17 protein-coding genes and 1 tRNA gene are annotated in these 14150 nt (G+C 66.0%); 7 read left to right on the top strand and 11 right to left on the bottom strand.

Translation table 11 applies throughout. The features are described 5' to 3' along the window. Positions 1–2 precede the first annotated feature (2 nt). Complete coding sequence (locus tag AC2D9V_RS03510; protein WP_484712648.1) at positions 3–659, bottom strand: SH3 domain-containing protein; 657 nt, start codon at positions 657–659, stop codon at positions 3–5. Between the two features lie 144 nt (positions 660–803). Here AC2D9V_RS03510 and parC point away from each other — a divergent pair, with 144 nt between their 5' ends. The 4 genes from parC (at position 804) to AC2D9V_RS03490 (ending at position 5461) form a co-directional block, all read left to right on the top strand. After that, on the top strand, positions 804–3125 hold the full coding sequence (gene parC / locus AC2D9V_RS03505) for a DNA topoisomerase IV subunit A (RefSeq protein ID WP_484712647.1): 2322 nt from the start codon (positions 804–806) through the stop codon (positions 3123–3125). A gap of 182 nt (positions 3126–3307) precedes the next feature. Beyond that, the gene (gene tuf / locus AC2D9V_RS03500; protein WP_484712447.1) at positions 3308–4483 is read left to right on the top strand and encodes an elongation factor Tu; all 1176 of its coding nucleotides are present in this window, start codon (positions 3308–3310) and stop codon (positions 4481–4483) included. A gap of 188 nt (positions 4484–4671) precedes the next feature. Further along, positions 4672–5319: a CatB-related O-acetyltransferase gene (locus tag AC2D9V_RS03495; RefSeq protein ID WP_484712646.1), complete on the top strand. Its 648-nt coding sequence runs from the start codon at positions 4672–4674 to the stop codon at positions 5317–5319. A gap of 66 nt (positions 5320–5385) precedes the next feature. Next, positions 5386–5461: transfer RNA gene (locus AC2D9V_RS03490), tRNA-Trp, on the top strand. A 51-nt stretch (positions 5462–5512) separates the two neighbouring features. Here AC2D9V_RS03490 and AC2D9V_RS03485 read toward each other — a convergent pair. From AC2D9V_RS03485 to pyk, 5 genes are all read right to left on the bottom strand, one after another. Beyond that, positions 5513–5917 carry a hypothetical protein gene (locus tag AC2D9V_RS03485; protein WP_484712645.1) on the bottom strand — a complete coding sequence of 135 codons (405 nt, stop codon included), beginning with the start codon at positions 5915–5917 and terminating at the stop codon, positions 5513–5515. 125 nt (positions 5918–6042) lie between these two features. Further along, a complete protein-coding gene (gene rplT, locus AC2D9V_RS03480; RefSeq protein ID WP_374435134.1) occupies positions 6043–6405 on the bottom strand; it encodes a 50S ribosomal protein L20 in 363 nt (120 codons plus the stop codon). A gap of 12 nt (positions 6406–6417) precedes the next feature. Beyond that, the gene (rpmI, locus tag AC2D9V_RS03475; protein ID WP_484712644.1) at positions 6418–6618 is read right to left on the bottom strand and encodes a 50S ribosomal protein L35; all 201 of its coding nucleotides are present in this window, start codon (positions 6616–6618) and stop codon (positions 6418–6420) included. Between the two features lie 123 nt (positions 6619–6741). After that, positions 6742–6966 carry a hypothetical protein gene (locus tag AC2D9V_RS03470; protein WP_484712643.1) on the bottom strand — a complete coding sequence of 75 codons (225 nt, stop codon included), beginning with the start codon at positions 6964–6966 and terminating at the stop codon, positions 6742–6744. 34 nt (positions 6967–7000) lie between these two features. After that, the gene (gene pyk, locus AC2D9V_RS03465; RefSeq protein ID WP_484712642.1) at positions 7001–8446 is read right to left on the bottom strand and encodes a pyruvate kinase; all 1446 of its coding nucleotides are present in this window, start codon (positions 8444–8446) and stop codon (positions 7001–7003) included. A 148-nt stretch (positions 8447–8594) separates the two neighbouring features. On the opposite strand from pyk, the gene AC2D9V_RS03460 reads away from it, so the two are divergent. Then, entirely contained in the window at positions 8595–9347 is a 753-nt protein-coding gene (locus AC2D9V_RS03460) for an N-formylglutamate amidohydrolase (RefSeq protein WP_484712641.1), read from the top strand. Further along, a complete protein-coding gene (locus AC2D9V_RS03455; RefSeq protein WP_484712640.1) occupies positions 9347–9661 on the top strand; it encodes a DUF1244 domain-containing protein in 315 nt (104 codons plus the stop codon). Before AC2D9V_RS03460 ends, AC2D9V_RS03455 begins: the two co-directional genes overlap by 1 nt. Positions 9662–9746: 85 nt before the next feature. On the opposite strand, the gene AC2D9V_RS03450 is transcribed toward AC2D9V_RS03455, so the two are convergent. The 5 genes from AC2D9V_RS03450 to AC2D9V_RS03430 all read right to left on the bottom strand — a co-directional run bounded on the left by AC2D9V_RS03450 (position 9747) and on the right by AC2D9V_RS03430 (position 12994). Further along, positions 9747–9884, bottom strand: coding sequence for a hypothetical protein (locus AC2D9V_RS03450; protein ID WP_484712639.1), 138 nt, complete (start codon positions 9882–9884; stop codon positions 9747–9749). Positions 9885–9982: 98 nt separating this feature from the next. Continuing rightward, positions 9983–10441: a YaiI/YqxD family protein gene (locus AC2D9V_RS03445; RefSeq protein ID WP_484712638.1), complete on the bottom strand. Its 459-nt coding sequence runs from the start codon at positions 10439–10441 to the stop codon at positions 9983–9985. A gap of 107 nt (positions 10442–10548) precedes the next feature. Further along, the gene (locus AC2D9V_RS03440) at positions 10549–11412 is read right to left on the bottom strand and encodes a D-amino-acid transaminase (protein ID WP_484712637.1); all 864 of its coding nucleotides are present in this window, start codon (positions 11410–11412) and stop codon (positions 10549–10551) included. Between the two features lie 3 nt (positions 11413–11415). After that, positions 11416–12378 carry an N-acetyl-D-Glu racemase DgcA gene (dgcA, locus tag AC2D9V_RS03435; protein WP_484712636.1) on the bottom strand — a complete coding sequence of 321 codons (963 nt, stop codon included), beginning with the start codon at positions 12376–12378 and terminating at the stop codon, positions 11416–11418. Between the two features lie 4 nt (positions 12379–12382). After that, positions 12383–12994, bottom strand: a complete 612-nt coding sequence (locus AC2D9V_RS03430) for a methyltransferase family protein (RefSeq protein WP_484712635.1) — start codon at positions 12992–12994, stop codon at positions 12383–12385. Positions 12995–13189: 195 nt separating this feature from the next. Here AC2D9V_RS03430 and AC2D9V_RS03425 point away from each other — a divergent pair, with 195 nt between their 5' ends. Continuing rightward, on the top strand, positions 13190–14149 hold the full coding sequence (locus AC2D9V_RS03425; RefSeq protein WP_484712634.1) for an L-malyl-CoA/beta-methylmalyl-CoA lyase: 960 nt from the start codon (positions 13190–13192) through the stop codon (positions 14147–14149). The last annotated feature ends 1 nt before the right edge of the window (position 14150 follow it).

Genomic DNA, 14150 nt, shown 5'->3' with positions numbered 1-14150 from the left:
GGTCAGGGGGCAGTCGGGCTGAGATAGCGGAGCGCCACATAGCCTTCGACGCCGTCGCCCTGGATCACGATCTGCGCCCAGTCGGAATCGACCGCAGCCACCAGAAGCGCCGCCTCGCCGGTTCCAAGCCGGTCAAGAATCTCCGCCTCGGTCGACGGGGCGGAGCGGACGTTGACCGAATTCGCCGTGACATACCAGATCGTGCCCGCGTTCAGCGCAGGTGCGGCTGCCGGGTCCGTGCCGGCCTCGGCAAGGGCGTCGTTGACGGCGCCTTCGATGGGCGCGCCGTCCTCGCCGGGGACGGGTTCATTGCCCAGGGCTGACAGGGTGAAGACGGGCTCCTCGACCTCGCGCACGACATCGCGACCGGCCTCGACCTCGATCACGGGGCCGGTGCCGGCAAGGGTGACCTTCGGCGGGGCAACGGGTTCGGGAACAGGCTCGGGGGCTGCCTCTACGATAGCAACCGGTTCAGGCGCAGGTGCCGCTGCGGGTGTCGGGGTCGGGTTCGCCCTTGCGCGCGCCTCGGCCCAGACCTCGTCAAGCCGGCCCTCGGCCTCGGCCTTGGCCAGACCGGGGCGCAGTTGTCCACGATCCTCGCCCAGGGTGAAAAGGGCGGCAATCATGCCGAGGCAAAGAAGTAAGGTCAGGCGCAGCATAGGGAATCCGTCTTGGCAACTGACCTGACCCTAACACAGCACCCCTTTCGGGTTGAGTCGGAATCGCATCATTTATCCACAAGGCCACAGGTCCTGTGACAAAGCCATCTGGACCGGCGCGCACCTTTTCCTTACACAACATGCATGAGTGCGGATGACGACGACCCCAAGATCGAGCCCCGGGAGGGGGAAGAGGGCCTGACCCTCTCGGAACCGCTGTCCCGCGCGATCGGTGAGCGTTACCTGACCTATGCCCTTTCCACCATCATGCACCGAGCCTTGCCGGACGCGCGCGACGGGCTGAAGCCGGTGCACCGGCGAATCCTCTGGGCGATGCGGCGGCTGCGGCTGACGCCTACGGGCGGGTTCCTCAAGTCGGCCAAGATCAGCGGCGACACGATGGGGGATTTCCACCCCCACGGCGATGCGGCGATCTACGACGCGATGGCGCGGCTCGCGCAGGATTTCAACATGCGCTACCCGCTGGTCGACGGGCAGGGCAACTTCGGCAACATCGACGGTGATAACCCGGCGGCCAGTCGCTACACCGAGGCCCGCGTGACCGCCGCCGCCGAGGCGCTGATGGAGGGGATCGACGAGACCGCCGTCGACTTCCGCCCGAACTACGATGGCCGCCTGGAAGAGCCTGTCGTGCTGCCCGCAGCCTTCCCGAACCTGCTGGCCAACGGCTCCAGCGGTATCGCGGTCGGCATGGCCACCAACATCCCGCCGCATAACCTCGATGAGCTGATCGACGGTTGCCAGGCGCTGCTCGCCGACCCCGCGATCACCGACGAGGCGCTGGTCCAGCTGATCCCGGGCCCCGATTTCCCCACCGGCGGCGTGATCGTCGAACCCCGCGACTCGATCCTCGAGGCCTACAAGACCGGCCGCGGTGCCTTCCGCACCCGGGCGAAGTGGGAGGTGGAGGACCTTGGCCGCGGCACCTGGCAGATCGTCGTCACCGAGATCCCCTTCCAGGTGCAAAAGTCGAAGCTGATCGAAAAACTGGCCGAGCTCATCCAGCTCAAGAAGATCCCGCTTCTGGCCGATGTGCGCGACGAATCCGCCGATGACATCCGCCTGATCCTCGAACCCCGCGCCCGGACGGTGGAGCCGGAGGTGCTGATGGGCAGCCTCTTCCGGAACTCGGACCTCGAGGTGCGGTTCTCGCTCAACATGAACGTGCTGATCGACGGCAAGGTGCCGAAGGTCTGTTCACTGAAAGAGGTCCTCCGCGCCTTCCTTGACCACCGGCGCGACGTGCTGCGGCGGCGCAGCCAGCACCGGATGGACAAGATCGACGCCCGGCTTGAGGTGCTTGAGGGCCTCATAATCGCCTTCCTCAACCTTGACCGCGTGATCGACATCATCCGCTACGACGACGACCCCAAGGCCGCCCTGATGGCCGAGGACTGGTCGAAACCGCATGTCCGGGCCACATCCGAACGCGACTATCGGCCCCCCGCGCCGGGCGAGGGCGAGCTGACCGAGACGCAGGCCGAAGCCATCCTGAACATGCGCCTGCGCTCCTTGCGGCGTCTGGAGGAGATGGAGCTGAACCGCGAACGCGACGCCCTGATGAAGGAACGCGCCGACCTTGCCGACCTTCTGGACAGCGAACGCAGGCAGTGGAAGCGCGTCGGCAAGGACCTGGACGAGGTGCGCAAGCTTTACGGCAAGGGAACCGCTCTCGGCGCCCGCCGTACCCAGTTCGCCGACGCGACCGAGACGGCAGACATCCCTTACGAGGCGATGATCGACCGCGAGCCGATCACCGTCATCTGCTCGAAGATGGGCTGGATAAGGGCGATGAAGGGCCATGTCGATCTTGCGGCGGAACAGAAGTACAAGGACGGCGACGGCCCCCGTTTTGCCTTCCATGCCGAGACGACGGACAAGATCCTGCTCTTCGCCGAGAACGGCCGCTTTTTCACCCTGCTTGGCGCGAACCTGCCCGGCGGTCGCGGGATGGGCGAACCCGTGCGCCTGATGGTCGACCTGCCGAACGACATCGGCATCTCGGACCTCCTGATCTTCCGGCCGGGGGAAAAGCTGCTCCTCGCTTCCGATGCCGGCGACGGCTTCATCGTGCCCGCAGAGGAACTCGTCGCCCAGACCCGGGCCGGAAAGGCGGTCCTGACCGTCAGGGAAGGCGGCAAGGCGGCGGTCTGCACGCCCGTGCGGGGCGACAGCGTCGCCGTCGTGGGCGAGAACCGCAAGCTTCTGGTCTTCCCCCTGGCGGAACTCCCCGAAATGGCGCGCGGCAAGGGGGTGCGGCTGCAGAAGTACAAGGATGGCGGGCTATCGGATGCGATCACCTTCACGCTGGCCGAAGGACTGTCGTGGAAAGACCCCGCCGGCCGCACCCGCACCGAGACCGAGCTTGCCGAATGGCAGGGTGCCCGCGCCAGCGCCGGCAAGATGGCCCCGCGCGGCTTTCCAAGGGACAACCGGTTTACCTGACGCGCGCTCGTCGTTGACTTCGGCACTCCTCGCTGGGGCCTGACCCGACGAGAAGACGAAGTCCCACGAGGAGGATACCCATCCGCCCCAATCAGGCTTGAATTTCCCGGCCCCACGGGCTAAGTCGCCGCGCGTGCAATCATGGGCTTTCGGGCCCGATCTTGTGAAGGGCGGAAGACGCGATGGCGAAGGCAAAGTTTGAACGGACGAAACCGCATGTGAACATCGGGACCATTGGTCACGTTGACCATGGCAAGACGACGCTGACGGCGGCGATCACGAAGTATTTCGGCGAATTCCGCGCCTATGACCAGATCGACGGCGCGCCGGAAGAGCGGGCCCGCGGGATCACGATCTCGACCGCGCACGTGGAATACGAGACGGCTGCCCGTCACTACGCCCACGTCGACTGCCCCGGCCACGCCGACTATGTGAAGAACATGATCACCGGTGCCGCGCAGATGGACGGCGCGATCCTGGTCGTGGCCGCCTCGGACGGCCCGATGCCGCAGACGCGCGAGCACATCCTGCTCGGCCGCCAGGTGGGCATCCCCTACATGGTCGTCTACATGAACAAGGTCGACCTGGTGGATGACGAAGAGCTCCTCGAGCTCGTCGAGATGGAAGTCCGCGAACTGCTATCGTCCTACGAATACCCCGGCGACGACATCCCGATCATCAAGGGCTCGGCCCACCAGGCGATGATCGGCGAAAGCCCGGAAATCGGCGAAAAGTCGATCCGCGCGCTGATGGACGCGGTCGACAGCTACATCCCGACCCCGGCCCGTGCGGTTGACCAGCCGTTCCTGATGCCGATCGAAGACGTGTTCTCGATCTCGGGCCGCGGCACGGTTGTGACCGGCCGGGTCGAGCGTGGCGTGATCAACGTCGGCGACGAAGTGGAGATCGTCGGCATCCGCGAGACCAAGAAGTCGGTCTGCACCGGTGTCGAGATGTTCCGCAAGCTCCTCGACCGCGGCGAGGCCGGCGACAACGTGGGCGTGCTGCTGCGCGGCATCGACCGTGACGGCGTCGAGCGTGGCCAGGTTCTCTGCAAGCCGAAGTCGGTGAACCCGCACACCAAGTTCGAGGCCGAGGCCTACATCCTGACCAAGGAAGAAGGCGGGCGCCACACCCCGTTCTTCGCAAACTACCGTCCGCAGTTCTACTTCCGCACGACGGACGTGACCGGGACCGTGCAGCTGCCGGAAGGCACCGAGATGGTGATGCCGGGCGACAACCTGAAGTTCGTGGTCGAGCTGATCGCCCCGATCGCGATGGAAGAGAAACTGCGCTTCGCCATCCGCGAAGGCGGCCGCACCGTCGGCGCCGGCGTGGTGTCGAAGATCATCGCCTAACACATAGGGTGCGCCTTCAGGCGCACCGACCTTCTGCAAAAGGGCCGTCCTTCGGGGCGGCCCTTTTCATATCCTGCGGTCTTTTCGCCGGGCACCGGACGCAGTATGCTTCCCCCGGCATGATGGAGGCTGCGATGGACCTGACCCGCTGAACCGTTCCCCTGAACCGTTTCAACGAAAGGTCCCCCATGCCCCTCTATCCCTTGCGGACGCATCCGCTGCGTTTTGCCGATGGCACCACCCATCCGAACATGGTCCACCTGAACCAGGTGATCCATCATCCGAACATCACCATCGGTGATTTCACCTATGCCAACGACTTTGACCCGCCAGCCGACTGGGCCGCGCGGCTTGCGCCCTATCTTTACCCCGGCGCGCCCGAGCGGCTGGAGATCGGCCGGTTCTGCCAGATCGCGCATGGGGTGCGGTTCATCACGGCCTCGGCCAACCACGACATGACGGGGCTCACGACCTATCCCTTCCCGGTCTTCGATCCGGCGCTGATCGAAGGTTACAAGGCAGGCTTATCCGGGCTGCCCGACACCGTAATCGGCCATGACGTCTGGCTTGGCCATGGTGCCCTGATCCTGCCAGGGGCACGAATCGGCCATGGGGCGATTGTCGGGGCCGGGGCGGTGGTGGCAGGCACGGTCGCGCCTTACACCATCGTCGCGGGCAACCCGGCGCGGGTGATCCGGCCGCGCTTTCCGCCGGATACCATCGACGGCCTTCTGCGCCTTGGTTGGTGGGATTGGCCCGTTGACCGCATCGATGCGGCGGTTCCGGCGCTTCTCTCCGGTGACGTGGCCGCGCTCACGGCCCTCGCCGCTGCTTGACTGGCAAGGGGAGGTCAAGGAAGCCCTTGACCTCCCTCTGCACCTGCCGTAACCCCTTCCGCGCGTAGGGGTATAGCTCAGCTGGTAGAGCGACGGTCTCCAAAACCGTAGGTCGCGGGTTCGATCCCTGCTGCCCCTGCCACCTCCCGTAACGACGCCTTCGTCCCTGGTGCCCCTGCCTTGCGCAGGGCGTTCACCTGCCCGTTCCGCTGCTTATCTCGGCATCTTTCGCGGATTGAAGGTCTGCGCGTTGCGGCGGCGTCTGCTGGTGCTGGATGACCCGCCAGTCCGCATGGACAAGGTGCCGATAGGACGAGGTACAATGGGCCACGTAAGAGGTGCCGCCCTCACTCCGGTCTTCGGCGGTATAGGCGATCACGATCAGGCCGTCCGCAGGGCGCGAGATCCGGCCGTCCCGGAACATGACCTCGGCCCAGCGTGGCGTGCCGGACATGGCCTCGGCGGCCTCGGTCCCGGTCAAGAGGAAAGGCTCGGCTGGCACGACCATCTGGCAGTCGGGGTCGATCCGCCTGGGAAGGGAATCGGGACTGCCCGTCCAGAGGCTTTCCTCGAACTTCCAGACCCGCGCGTCGTCCATGATGCGTGTTTCCTAGCTCTTGCCCGGTCGTCAACCACGGGCCCTGCGCAATGTTCCCCGGCGCGCCAATGCAAAAGGCCCCGCGGAGAGCGGGGCCTTGCGTCTGGTCGCGATCTGCGGGCCGATCAGGCCAGCGCGGCCTTGGCCTGGCCGGCGATGGCGTTGAACGCCTCGGGCTCATGCACGGCGAGATCGGCGAGGACCTTGCGGTCGACCTCGATCCCGGCCTTCGCCAGGCCGTTGATCAGGCGCGAATAGGTCATCTCGGCGTCGAAGAGGCGCACGGCGGCGTTGATCCGCTGGATCCACAGCGCGCGGAAGCTGCGCTTGCGGGCCTTGCGGTCGCGGGTCGCATACTGGTTGGCCTTGTCGACCGCCTGGGTCGCGGTGCGGAAGTTGGTGGAGCGGGCGGCATAGTAGCCCGAAGCGGCCTTGATCACCTTGCGGTGACGGGCGTGGGTGACCTTGCCGGATTTTACGCGGGACATCTGGTGCTCTCCTTACCGGTCGTAGGGCATGTATTTCTTGACGATCTTCGCGTCGCTGTCGCTGAGCAGCATGGTGCCGGTCGCGTCGCGGACGAATTTCGGGGTGCGCTTGATCATGCCGTGGCGCTTGCCGGCAACACCGGCCTTCACCCGACCCGAGGCCGTGAAGCTGAAGCGCTTCTTCGCCGCCGACTTGGTCTTCATCTTGGGCATTTCCATCTCCGTGGTTTCAGGCACGACTCGGCATGCCACTCTGGCCGGCCGTGCGGGTAACGAAGCCGCTCCTATAGGGGCAGGCCGAAAAAGGTGCAAGGGCCGAATCCCGGGAACCCTCGGTCAGTTCAGCATCCGCGCCACGACGCCGACCATCACGCCGGGAACATCGCTGATCCGGTAGCCGCTCGGGTGATAGGCTGCAGCCCCGATGATCATGCCTAGAGCGGCGACAAGCATGATCGCACCAAGCCGGGGTGCCTCGCCCTCGACCCAGGCCGACAAGAGCGACGGCAGCGCAAGGATGAGCAGGACGATCCCGAGCGTAAGGATCAGGTCGGTATCCACGGCAAGACCTCCGGGCGGTCTGACGCCCGTAAGGTTACTCCGGGTCGACGCGCGAGATCAATCTTTCGTCGCAGGGGGCGACACGCAGGATGTTCGTGGTGCCCTTGACGTTGAAGGGCACACCTGCGGTGACGACGATCTGGTCTTCCTCGGTCGCAAAGCCATCGGCCCGCGCCGCCCCGACCGCCGCGAGGACCGCGCCCTTGAAGCGCTCCTGCGGCGGAGTGATCACGCAATGCGCGCCCCAGGTCAGCGCATAGCGCCGCGCGGTGGACATCAGCGGCGTCAGCGCGATGATCGGCACATGCGGGCGTTCGCGGGCCACAAGGCTTGCCGTGGTGCCCGACTGGCTGAAGCAGCAGATCGCCTTGATGTTGGTCGCCTCGGCAATCTCGCGCGCGGCGGCGACGATCCCGTCGGCCACCGATTCGCGGCGGACGACCCGGCTCGCCTCGATGACCGAGCGGTAGGTCGGGTCCTTCTCGACGCTCATCGCGACGGCGTTCATCGTCGTGACAGCCTCGACCGGGTACTTGCCCGCCGCCGATTCCGCCGAAAGCATCACCGCATCCGCGCCCTCGTAGATCGCGGTGGCCACGTCCGACACCTCGGCCCGCGTCGGCACCGGCGATTCGATCATCGATTCCAGCATCTGCGTCGCAACGATCACCGGTTTCGCCTGGGCGCGCGCGCCGCGCACCAGCCGCTTCTGGATCGGCGGGACCGAGGTCACCGGCAGCTCCACCCCAAGGTCGCCCCGCGCGACCATGATCCCGTCCGAGACCTGCAGGATCGCGTCATAGGCTTTCACCGCCGCCGGCTTCTCGATCTTCGACAGAATCGCCGCCCGGCCCTTCGCCAGGCTCCGCGCCTCGATCACGTCCTCGGGCCGCTGCACGAAGCTGAGGGCCAGCCAGTCCACGCCCAGTTCGCAGACGAACTCCAGGTCGCCCCGGTCCTTCTCGGACAGCGCCGCCACTGGCAGCACCACGTCCGGCACGTTCACGCCCTTGCGGTTCGAGATCGTCCCCCCGACTTCGACCGTGCAATCGGCGAAATCCTTGCCGCAGGCGTTCACCCGAAGGCGGATCTTCCCGTCATTGACCAGAAGCGTCGTGCCGGGTTCCAGTGCCGCGAAGATCTCGGGATGCGGCAGGTTGACCCGCTTGGCATCACCCGGCACGGTCGACAGGTCCATGCGGAACGCCGCGCCCTCGGCCAGTTCTTCCGCACCGTTGGCGAAGACGCCCACGCGCAGCTTCGGCCCCTGCAGGTCGGCGAGGATTCCGATCGGGCGGCCGACATCGGCCTCGACCTTGCGAATGATCTCGTGGCGCTTGGCGATGTCCTCATGCACCCCGTGGCTCATGTTCAGGCGGAACACGTCGGCCCCGGCCTCGAAAAGGGCACGGATCATCTCATAGGTGCTGGATGCGGGGCCCAGCGTGGCCACAATCTTCACGTTGCGGTGGCGGCGCATCGCCATCCTCCTGCTTCAAATTTCGGTTCATGTGGGCCGCCCGCCTTATGGCGCAACTGATCGCGCCCCGCAACGACTTCCCGCCGCTCTTCGCGTCCTTTCCGTCGCTCATCGCTGGCCACGCGCGAAGAACGACCGTAAGGGAGGGATGAGCAACGCCTTGAGGTCCGCCTTGGCCTTCCAGATCGAAGGAGAGCACCGCCCCGGTCGCTGGCTGGTCACCTGCGACCACGCCTCGAACCGCGTGCCGCCCTGGGTGGCGGGGGGCGATCTTGGCATCCCGGCCGAGGATATGGCCCGCCACATCGCCTGGGATGTCGGCGCCGCTGGTGTCGCCCGCGAACTCGGCCGCCTTCTCGACAGCCCGGTGATCCTCTCGGACTTCTCTCGCCTCGTCATCGACCCCAACCGGGGCGAGGATGACCCGACCCTGGTGATGCAGCTTTACGACGGCACGATCATTCCCGCGAACCGCCACATCACCCCGGCAGGGATCGAGGAACGGCTCGACCGCCTTTACCGCCCCTATCACTCCGCCTACGCCCGCCTCGCCGCGCTGCGCCCCGACCGCGTGATCGTCGCCGTCCATTCCTTTACCCCCTGCCTCAAGGGCCGCCTGCCCCGGCCCTGGCATGTGGGCGTTCTTTACTCGCACCTCGACGAACGCTTCTCGAAGCCCCTCATAGCCCGCCTGGCGAGGGAACCCGACCTCTGCGTCGGGGACAACGAACCCTACTCGGGCCACCTTCCGGGTGACGCGATCGACCGCCATGCCTTGCGCCTTGGCCGTCACAACACACTTATCGAGGTCAGGAATGACCTGATCGGCACCCCGGCAGAGCAGGCCCACTGGGCCGCGCGCCTTGCGCCGATGCTGACCGATGTGATGGAGAGCCTTTGATGGACGACGCCACCCGCACCGAACTTGAAGCCGCCGCCTTCCGCGCGCTGGTTCACCACCTGATGGTCAAGCGCCCTGATGTGCAGAACATCGACCTGATGAACCTTGGCGGGTTCTGCCGCAACTGCCTGTCGCGCTGGTATCAGGAAGCCGCCGCGGAACGCGGGATCGAGATGACGAAGGACGCGGCGCGCGAGGTGGTCTACGGCATGCCCTATGCCGACTGGGTCGCCAGGAACCAGACTGGAGCCGATGCCGGAAAACAGGCCGCCTTCCAGCAGGCCTTCGCCGAAAACGTCGGAAAGAAGGGCTGACCCTCGCCCACGGTGCCGGAGTTTTCGAAAATTCCGGATCGGAGCCTTCAAAGGCTCCGCTGCGATGTCTTCGAAGAAATCGCGTCTAGACGCCCGCCCACCGCAGCAGCGCGACCACCACCACGCCCAGAAGCGCCGCCGCCACATCGCTGCGCAAGGCCACCGTCAGCCCCACACAGGCCCAGCGGCAGCCCGTCCCGCACCCCGCGCCGGAACCCGTCAAAGGTGAACAAGGCGACCGTCATGATCGTAGGTCGGGGCCTGCCCCGACTCTGACGAGACTCCCGGTTAGGTCGGGCTTCAGCCCGACTCCACCGTCCGTCATGCCGCCCCACCCCTGGCCGCCTGCCGCAGCACCCGGTCAAGCACGTCCAGGAACCGGCTCCGGTCCGCCTTGCCGAACATCTTCCCGCCCCCCTGCCGGAACGGGTCGGCGCTCCGCAGGTCCTGCATCAGGTCCCGCGTCGCCAGCGCCATGCCGACATTGGCCGCCGTCAGTTCCTCGCCATTGTGTTTGACCACCCGGGCACCCGCCGCCACGCATTTCGCGGCCAGGGGGATGTCTCCGGTCACGACCACATCCCCCGGCCCGGCATGGTCCGCGATCCACTTGTCGGCCTCGTCGGGCCCGCTTCCGACAAAGACGCTTTCGACCAGCGGGTTCTGCGACGGCCGGATGCCGCCGTTCGACACCACCACCATCCGCACCCTGTGGCGGGTGGCCACCGTCTCGGCCTCGGTTTTCACCGGGCAGGCGTCGGCGTCGATGTAAAGGGTCATGGCGCCCTCCGACCCATGTGGTCAGGTGTTAAGAAAGCCCTAATGGAAAACGCTAACACTCTGACTTCGATAGATAATCCAAATTTGACCACTGTGGTCACGCGTGGTCAGATCGCGGCCTTCCGCATCTCGTCCAGGTAGATCTCGCGCAGCCGGGTGGCGACCGGTCCCGGCTTGCCGGTCCCCACGGGTTGCCCATCCACCTCGACCACCGGCATCACGAAGATCGACGCGGCGGTCGAAAAGGCCTCGTCCGCCCCCTGTGCCTCGGCGGGGGTGAAGGGCCGCTCCTCCACCTCGAACTGGGCTTCCGCCGCGAAACGAAGAACGGCAGCCCGGGTGATCCCATGCAGGATGTCGTTCCCAAGGGCCCGGGTGATGATCCGGTTCCCCTTCACGATATAGGCGTTGTTCGAGGTCCCCTCGGTCACCGCCCCGGCCTCGTCGGTGAACCAGCTGTCATCCACCCCCGCCTTCTTCGCGGCCATCTTGCCCATCGAGGGGTAAAGCAGCTGGACCGTCTTGATGTCCACCCGGCTCCAGCGCAGGTCGGGGATCGTGATGACCTTGAACCCGGTCTTCGCCGCCGGGGCGTCGGCAAGGTTCGGGATGTTCTGTGTGAAGGCGACGACCGTCCCCGGCAGGTCGGGCGCGGGGAAAAGGAACGACCGGTCACCCGGGTTCCCCCGCGTGACCTGGAGGTAGATCATCCCCTGGTCGATCCCGTTCCGGGCCACCAGTTCCCGGTGCATCGCGAGGAGGTCGTCCGACGACATCGGGCAGGTCATCTCGAGCTCCCGCAGGGACCGCTCCAGTCGCCGGATATGGCCGTCGAAGTCGATCAGCTTGCCGTCAAGGACCGAGGTCACCTCGTAGACCCCGTCCGCCATCAGGAAGCCGCGGTCGAAGATCGAGACCTTCGCCTCCGCCTCGGGCAGGTAGTCGCCATTCACATAGACGGTGCGGGTCATCGGTCATCCCCAGAGGTTGGCATCGGGCGGGTGGACCCCTTCGGCATCGTAGTGCAGGGGATGGGCACGGTCTTCCGCCAGAAGGAGGGGGCCGTCAAGGTCCGTCCACTCCGCCCCCTGTGCCAGAAGGACGGCGGGGGCCATCGCGAGCGACGAGCCGACCATGCAGCCGACCATCACCTTGAAACCCATTTCCCGGGCGAGATCGCGGGTCAGCAGGCCCTCGGTCAGCCCGCCGGTCTTGTCGAGCTTCAGGTTCACCGCGTCATACTTGCCCTTCAGACCCGCAAGCGAGGTCCGGTCAAAGCAGGATTCGTCGGCACAGACCGGAAGGGGGCGGGCGATTTCTGCCAGCATGTCGTCCTGTCCGGCGGGAAGGGGCTGTTCGACCAGTTCGACCCCCAGCCGCAGAAGGTGGGGGGCAAGGTTGGCGTAGACCTCGGGCGTCCAGCCTTCGTTCGCGTCGATGATGATCCGGGAACGGGGGGCACCTTTCCGGACGGCCTCGAGCCGGGGCATGTCGTCCGGGGTGCCGAGTTTGATCTTCAGGATCGGCCGGTGGGCGTTTCGGGCAGCAGCCTCGCGCATCATTTCGGGGGAGGCGAGCGAGAGGGTGAAGGCCGTCACCACCGGACCCGGCGGGGGAAGACCGGCAAGGTTCCAGACGCGGCGGCCCGTAGTCTTGGACTCAAGGTCCCAGAGCGCGCAGTCCACCGCATTCCGGGCCGCACCGGGAGGCAGAGCGGATTGCAGCGCTTCGCGGGTGATACCTTCCGGCAACCCCTGAATCTGGCCACGACAAGAGGCGAGGGTCTCGCCATACCGGGCGTAAGGCACGCATTCGCCCCGGCCGGTGGCCCCGCCCCGGGCGATGCTGACGGTCAGCACCTGCGCCTCGGTCTTCGATCCCCGGCTGATGGTGAAGCGATCACGCAGGGGAAAGACGTCTTCCTGAACCAGAACCATGGGGTCAGAAGATCGGAAAGGTCGGAAGCCAGCCGTATTCCTTCAACTCCTTCGAGAGCTCGGCCAGCGGGATGAAGCTGAGGAACACCAGCGCGTCCATCAGGTTGGTGCGCAGGTGATCGACCCGGAAGGTGACCTCGGGCTCGGTCCGGAAGAGCGAAAGGTTCGGCCAGATCCGTGGCACACGGGCGGCGTATGCCTCATATTGTGAGCCGAAGAGGGCGCGGAGCCGTTCCTCTTCCTTCCCTGCCGTCTGGGACAGGATGACGAAGGTCAGGATCGTGAACAGCGCCGTCAGGACCAGCGATCCCAGCATCAGCCCGAAGCCGGCGACGCAGATCGTGGAGAAGAGATACAGAGGATGGCGGCAGATCGAATAGGGGCCGTCCTGCATTACCATGTCGTTCTTGCGGCCCCCGATGTAGAGGATAGCCCAGAACCGCCCCAGTACGCCTGCGATCAGCAGGGAGATTCCAAGGACCTCGAAGACTTCAAACAGCCAGTGCGTCCTTTCCCAGACCGGCCAGGAGAAGAGGACAAGAGGCAGGAGCAGCAGAAATGTTCCCCGCAGGACGTTGATCCGGGCAAGCTCGAAACGTGTACGAGACGGCTGCATGACGGGGACTTTCCTTGGCTTTGCCCCACCTGTGTGGCCCTGCGTTCTGTTGCAGTCAAGCGAACAGGACCGGGAGAAACAGGCCCACCCCGGAAAGAAGTTTCTGCGACTGCGAAAGGCCTGTTGCACCCTGGCGCGCAATAATCTATCGCCGGGACCAAAGTGTGTGAAATATCCTTAGCTAGAGAGACCCCGATGAGCTTCCGCCTGCAACCGCCCGCCCCCGCCCGTCCGAACCGCTGCCAGCTTTTCGGCCCCGGTTCGCGGCCCGAGCTTTTCGCCAAGATGGCAGCCAGTGCGGCGGATGTGATCAACCTGGACCTCGAGGATTCGGTCGCGCCGGCGGACAAGCCGCAGGCGCGGGCGAATATCATCAAGTCGGTGTCGGAGATCGACTGGGGACGGAAGACTCTGTCGGTGCGGATCAACGGCCTGGATACGCCGTTCTGGTATCGCGACGTGGTGGACCTTCTGGAGCAGGCGGGTGACCGGCTGGACCAGATCATGATCCCGAAGGTCGGCTGTGCGGCGGATGTCTATGCCGTCGACGCGCTTGTGACGGCCTGTGAGGCGGCGGCGGGCCGGAAGAAGCGGATCAGCCTTGAGGTCATCATTGAGACCGCAGCGGGGATTGCCCATGTCGAGGAGATCGCGGCCTCGTCCCCCCGGTTGCAGGCCATGAGCCTTGGGGCGGCCGATTTTGCGGCGAGCATGGGGATGCAGACCACCGGCATCGGCGGAACGCAGGAAAACTACTACATGCATCGCGAGGGCCAGAAGTACTGGTCCGATCCTTGGCACTGGGCGCAGGCGGCCATTGTCGCAGCCTGCCGGACGCATGGCGTGCTGCCGGTCGACGGACCATTCGGCGATTTCTCGGATGAAGAGGGGTTCCGGGCGCAGGCCCGGCGGTCGGCGACGCTGGGCATGGTCGGGAAATGGGCGATCCATCCGAAACAGGTGGCGCTAGCGAACGAGGTCTTCACCCCGTCCGAGACCGCCGTGACCGAGGCGCGCGAGATCCTCGCCGCGATGGAAGCGGCGAAGGCGGCGGGCCAGGGGGCGGCAGTCTACAAGGGGCGGCTGGTCGACATCGCCAGCATGCGGCAGGCCGAGGTGATTGTCCGGCAGGCCGACCTGATCGCCGGCGGCTGAC

Source organism: Tabrizicola sp. T46, from assembly GCF_057219895.1.
This window is presented reverse-complemented; position numbering and strand designations above follow the sequence as displayed.

Coding starts and splice junctions, on each gene's coding strand:
- tuf (WP_484712447.1), top strand. CDS start 3,308: ATGGCGAAGGCAAAGTTTGAACGGACGAAACCGCATGTGAACATCGGG.
- pyk (WP_484712642.1), bottom strand. CDS start 8,446: ATGCGCCGCCACCGCAACGTGAAGATTGTGGCCACGCTGGGCCCCGCA.
- rpmI (WP_484712644.1), bottom strand. CDS start 6,618: ATGCCCAAGATGAAGACCAAGTCGGCGGCGAAGAAGCGCTTCAGCTTC.
- AC2D9V_RS03455 (WP_484712640.1), top strand. CDS start 9,347: ATGGACGACGCCACCCGCACCGAACTTGAAGCCGCCGCCTTCCGCGCG.
- AC2D9V_RS03485 (WP_484712645.1), bottom strand. CDS start 5,917: ATGGACGACGCGCGGGTCTGGAAGTTCGAGGAAAGCCTCTGGACGGGC.
- AC2D9V_RS03445 (WP_484712638.1), bottom strand. CDS start 10,441: ATGACCCTTTACATCGACGCCGACGCCTGCCCGGTGAAAACCGAGGCC.
- dgcA (WP_484712636.1), bottom strand. CDS start 12,378: ATGGTTCTGGTTCAGGAAGACGTCTTTCCCCTGCGTGATCGCTTCACC.
- AC2D9V_RS03430 (WP_484712635.1), bottom strand. CDS start 12,994: ATGCAGCCGTCTCGTACACGTTTCGAGCTTGCCCGGATCAACGTCCTG.
- parC (WP_484712647.1), top strand. CDS start 804: ATGAGTGCGGATGACGACGACCCCAAGATCGAGCCCCGGGAGGGGGAA.
- AC2D9V_RS03495 (WP_484712646.1), top strand. CDS start 4,672: ATGCCCCTCTATCCCTTGCGGACGCATCCGCTGCGTTTTGCCGATGGC.
- AC2D9V_RS03440 (WP_484712637.1), bottom strand. CDS start 11,412: ATGACCCGCACCGTCTATGTGAATGGCGACTACCTGCCCGAGGCGGAG.
- rplT (WP_374435134.1), bottom strand. CDS start 6,405: ATGTCCCGCGTAAAATCCGGCAAGGTCACCCACGCCCGTCACCGCAAG.
- AC2D9V_RS03510 (WP_484712648.1), bottom strand. CDS start 659: ATGCTGCGCCTGACCTTACTTCTTTGCCTCGGCATGATTGCCGCCCTT.
- AC2D9V_RS03460 (WP_484712641.1), top strand. CDS start 8,595: ATGAGCAACGCCTTGAGGTCCGCCTTGGCCTTCCAGATCGAAGGAGAG.
- AC2D9V_RS03425 (WP_484712634.1), top strand. CDS start 13,190: ATGAGCTTCCGCCTGCAACCGCCCGCCCCCGCCCGTCCGAACCGCTGC.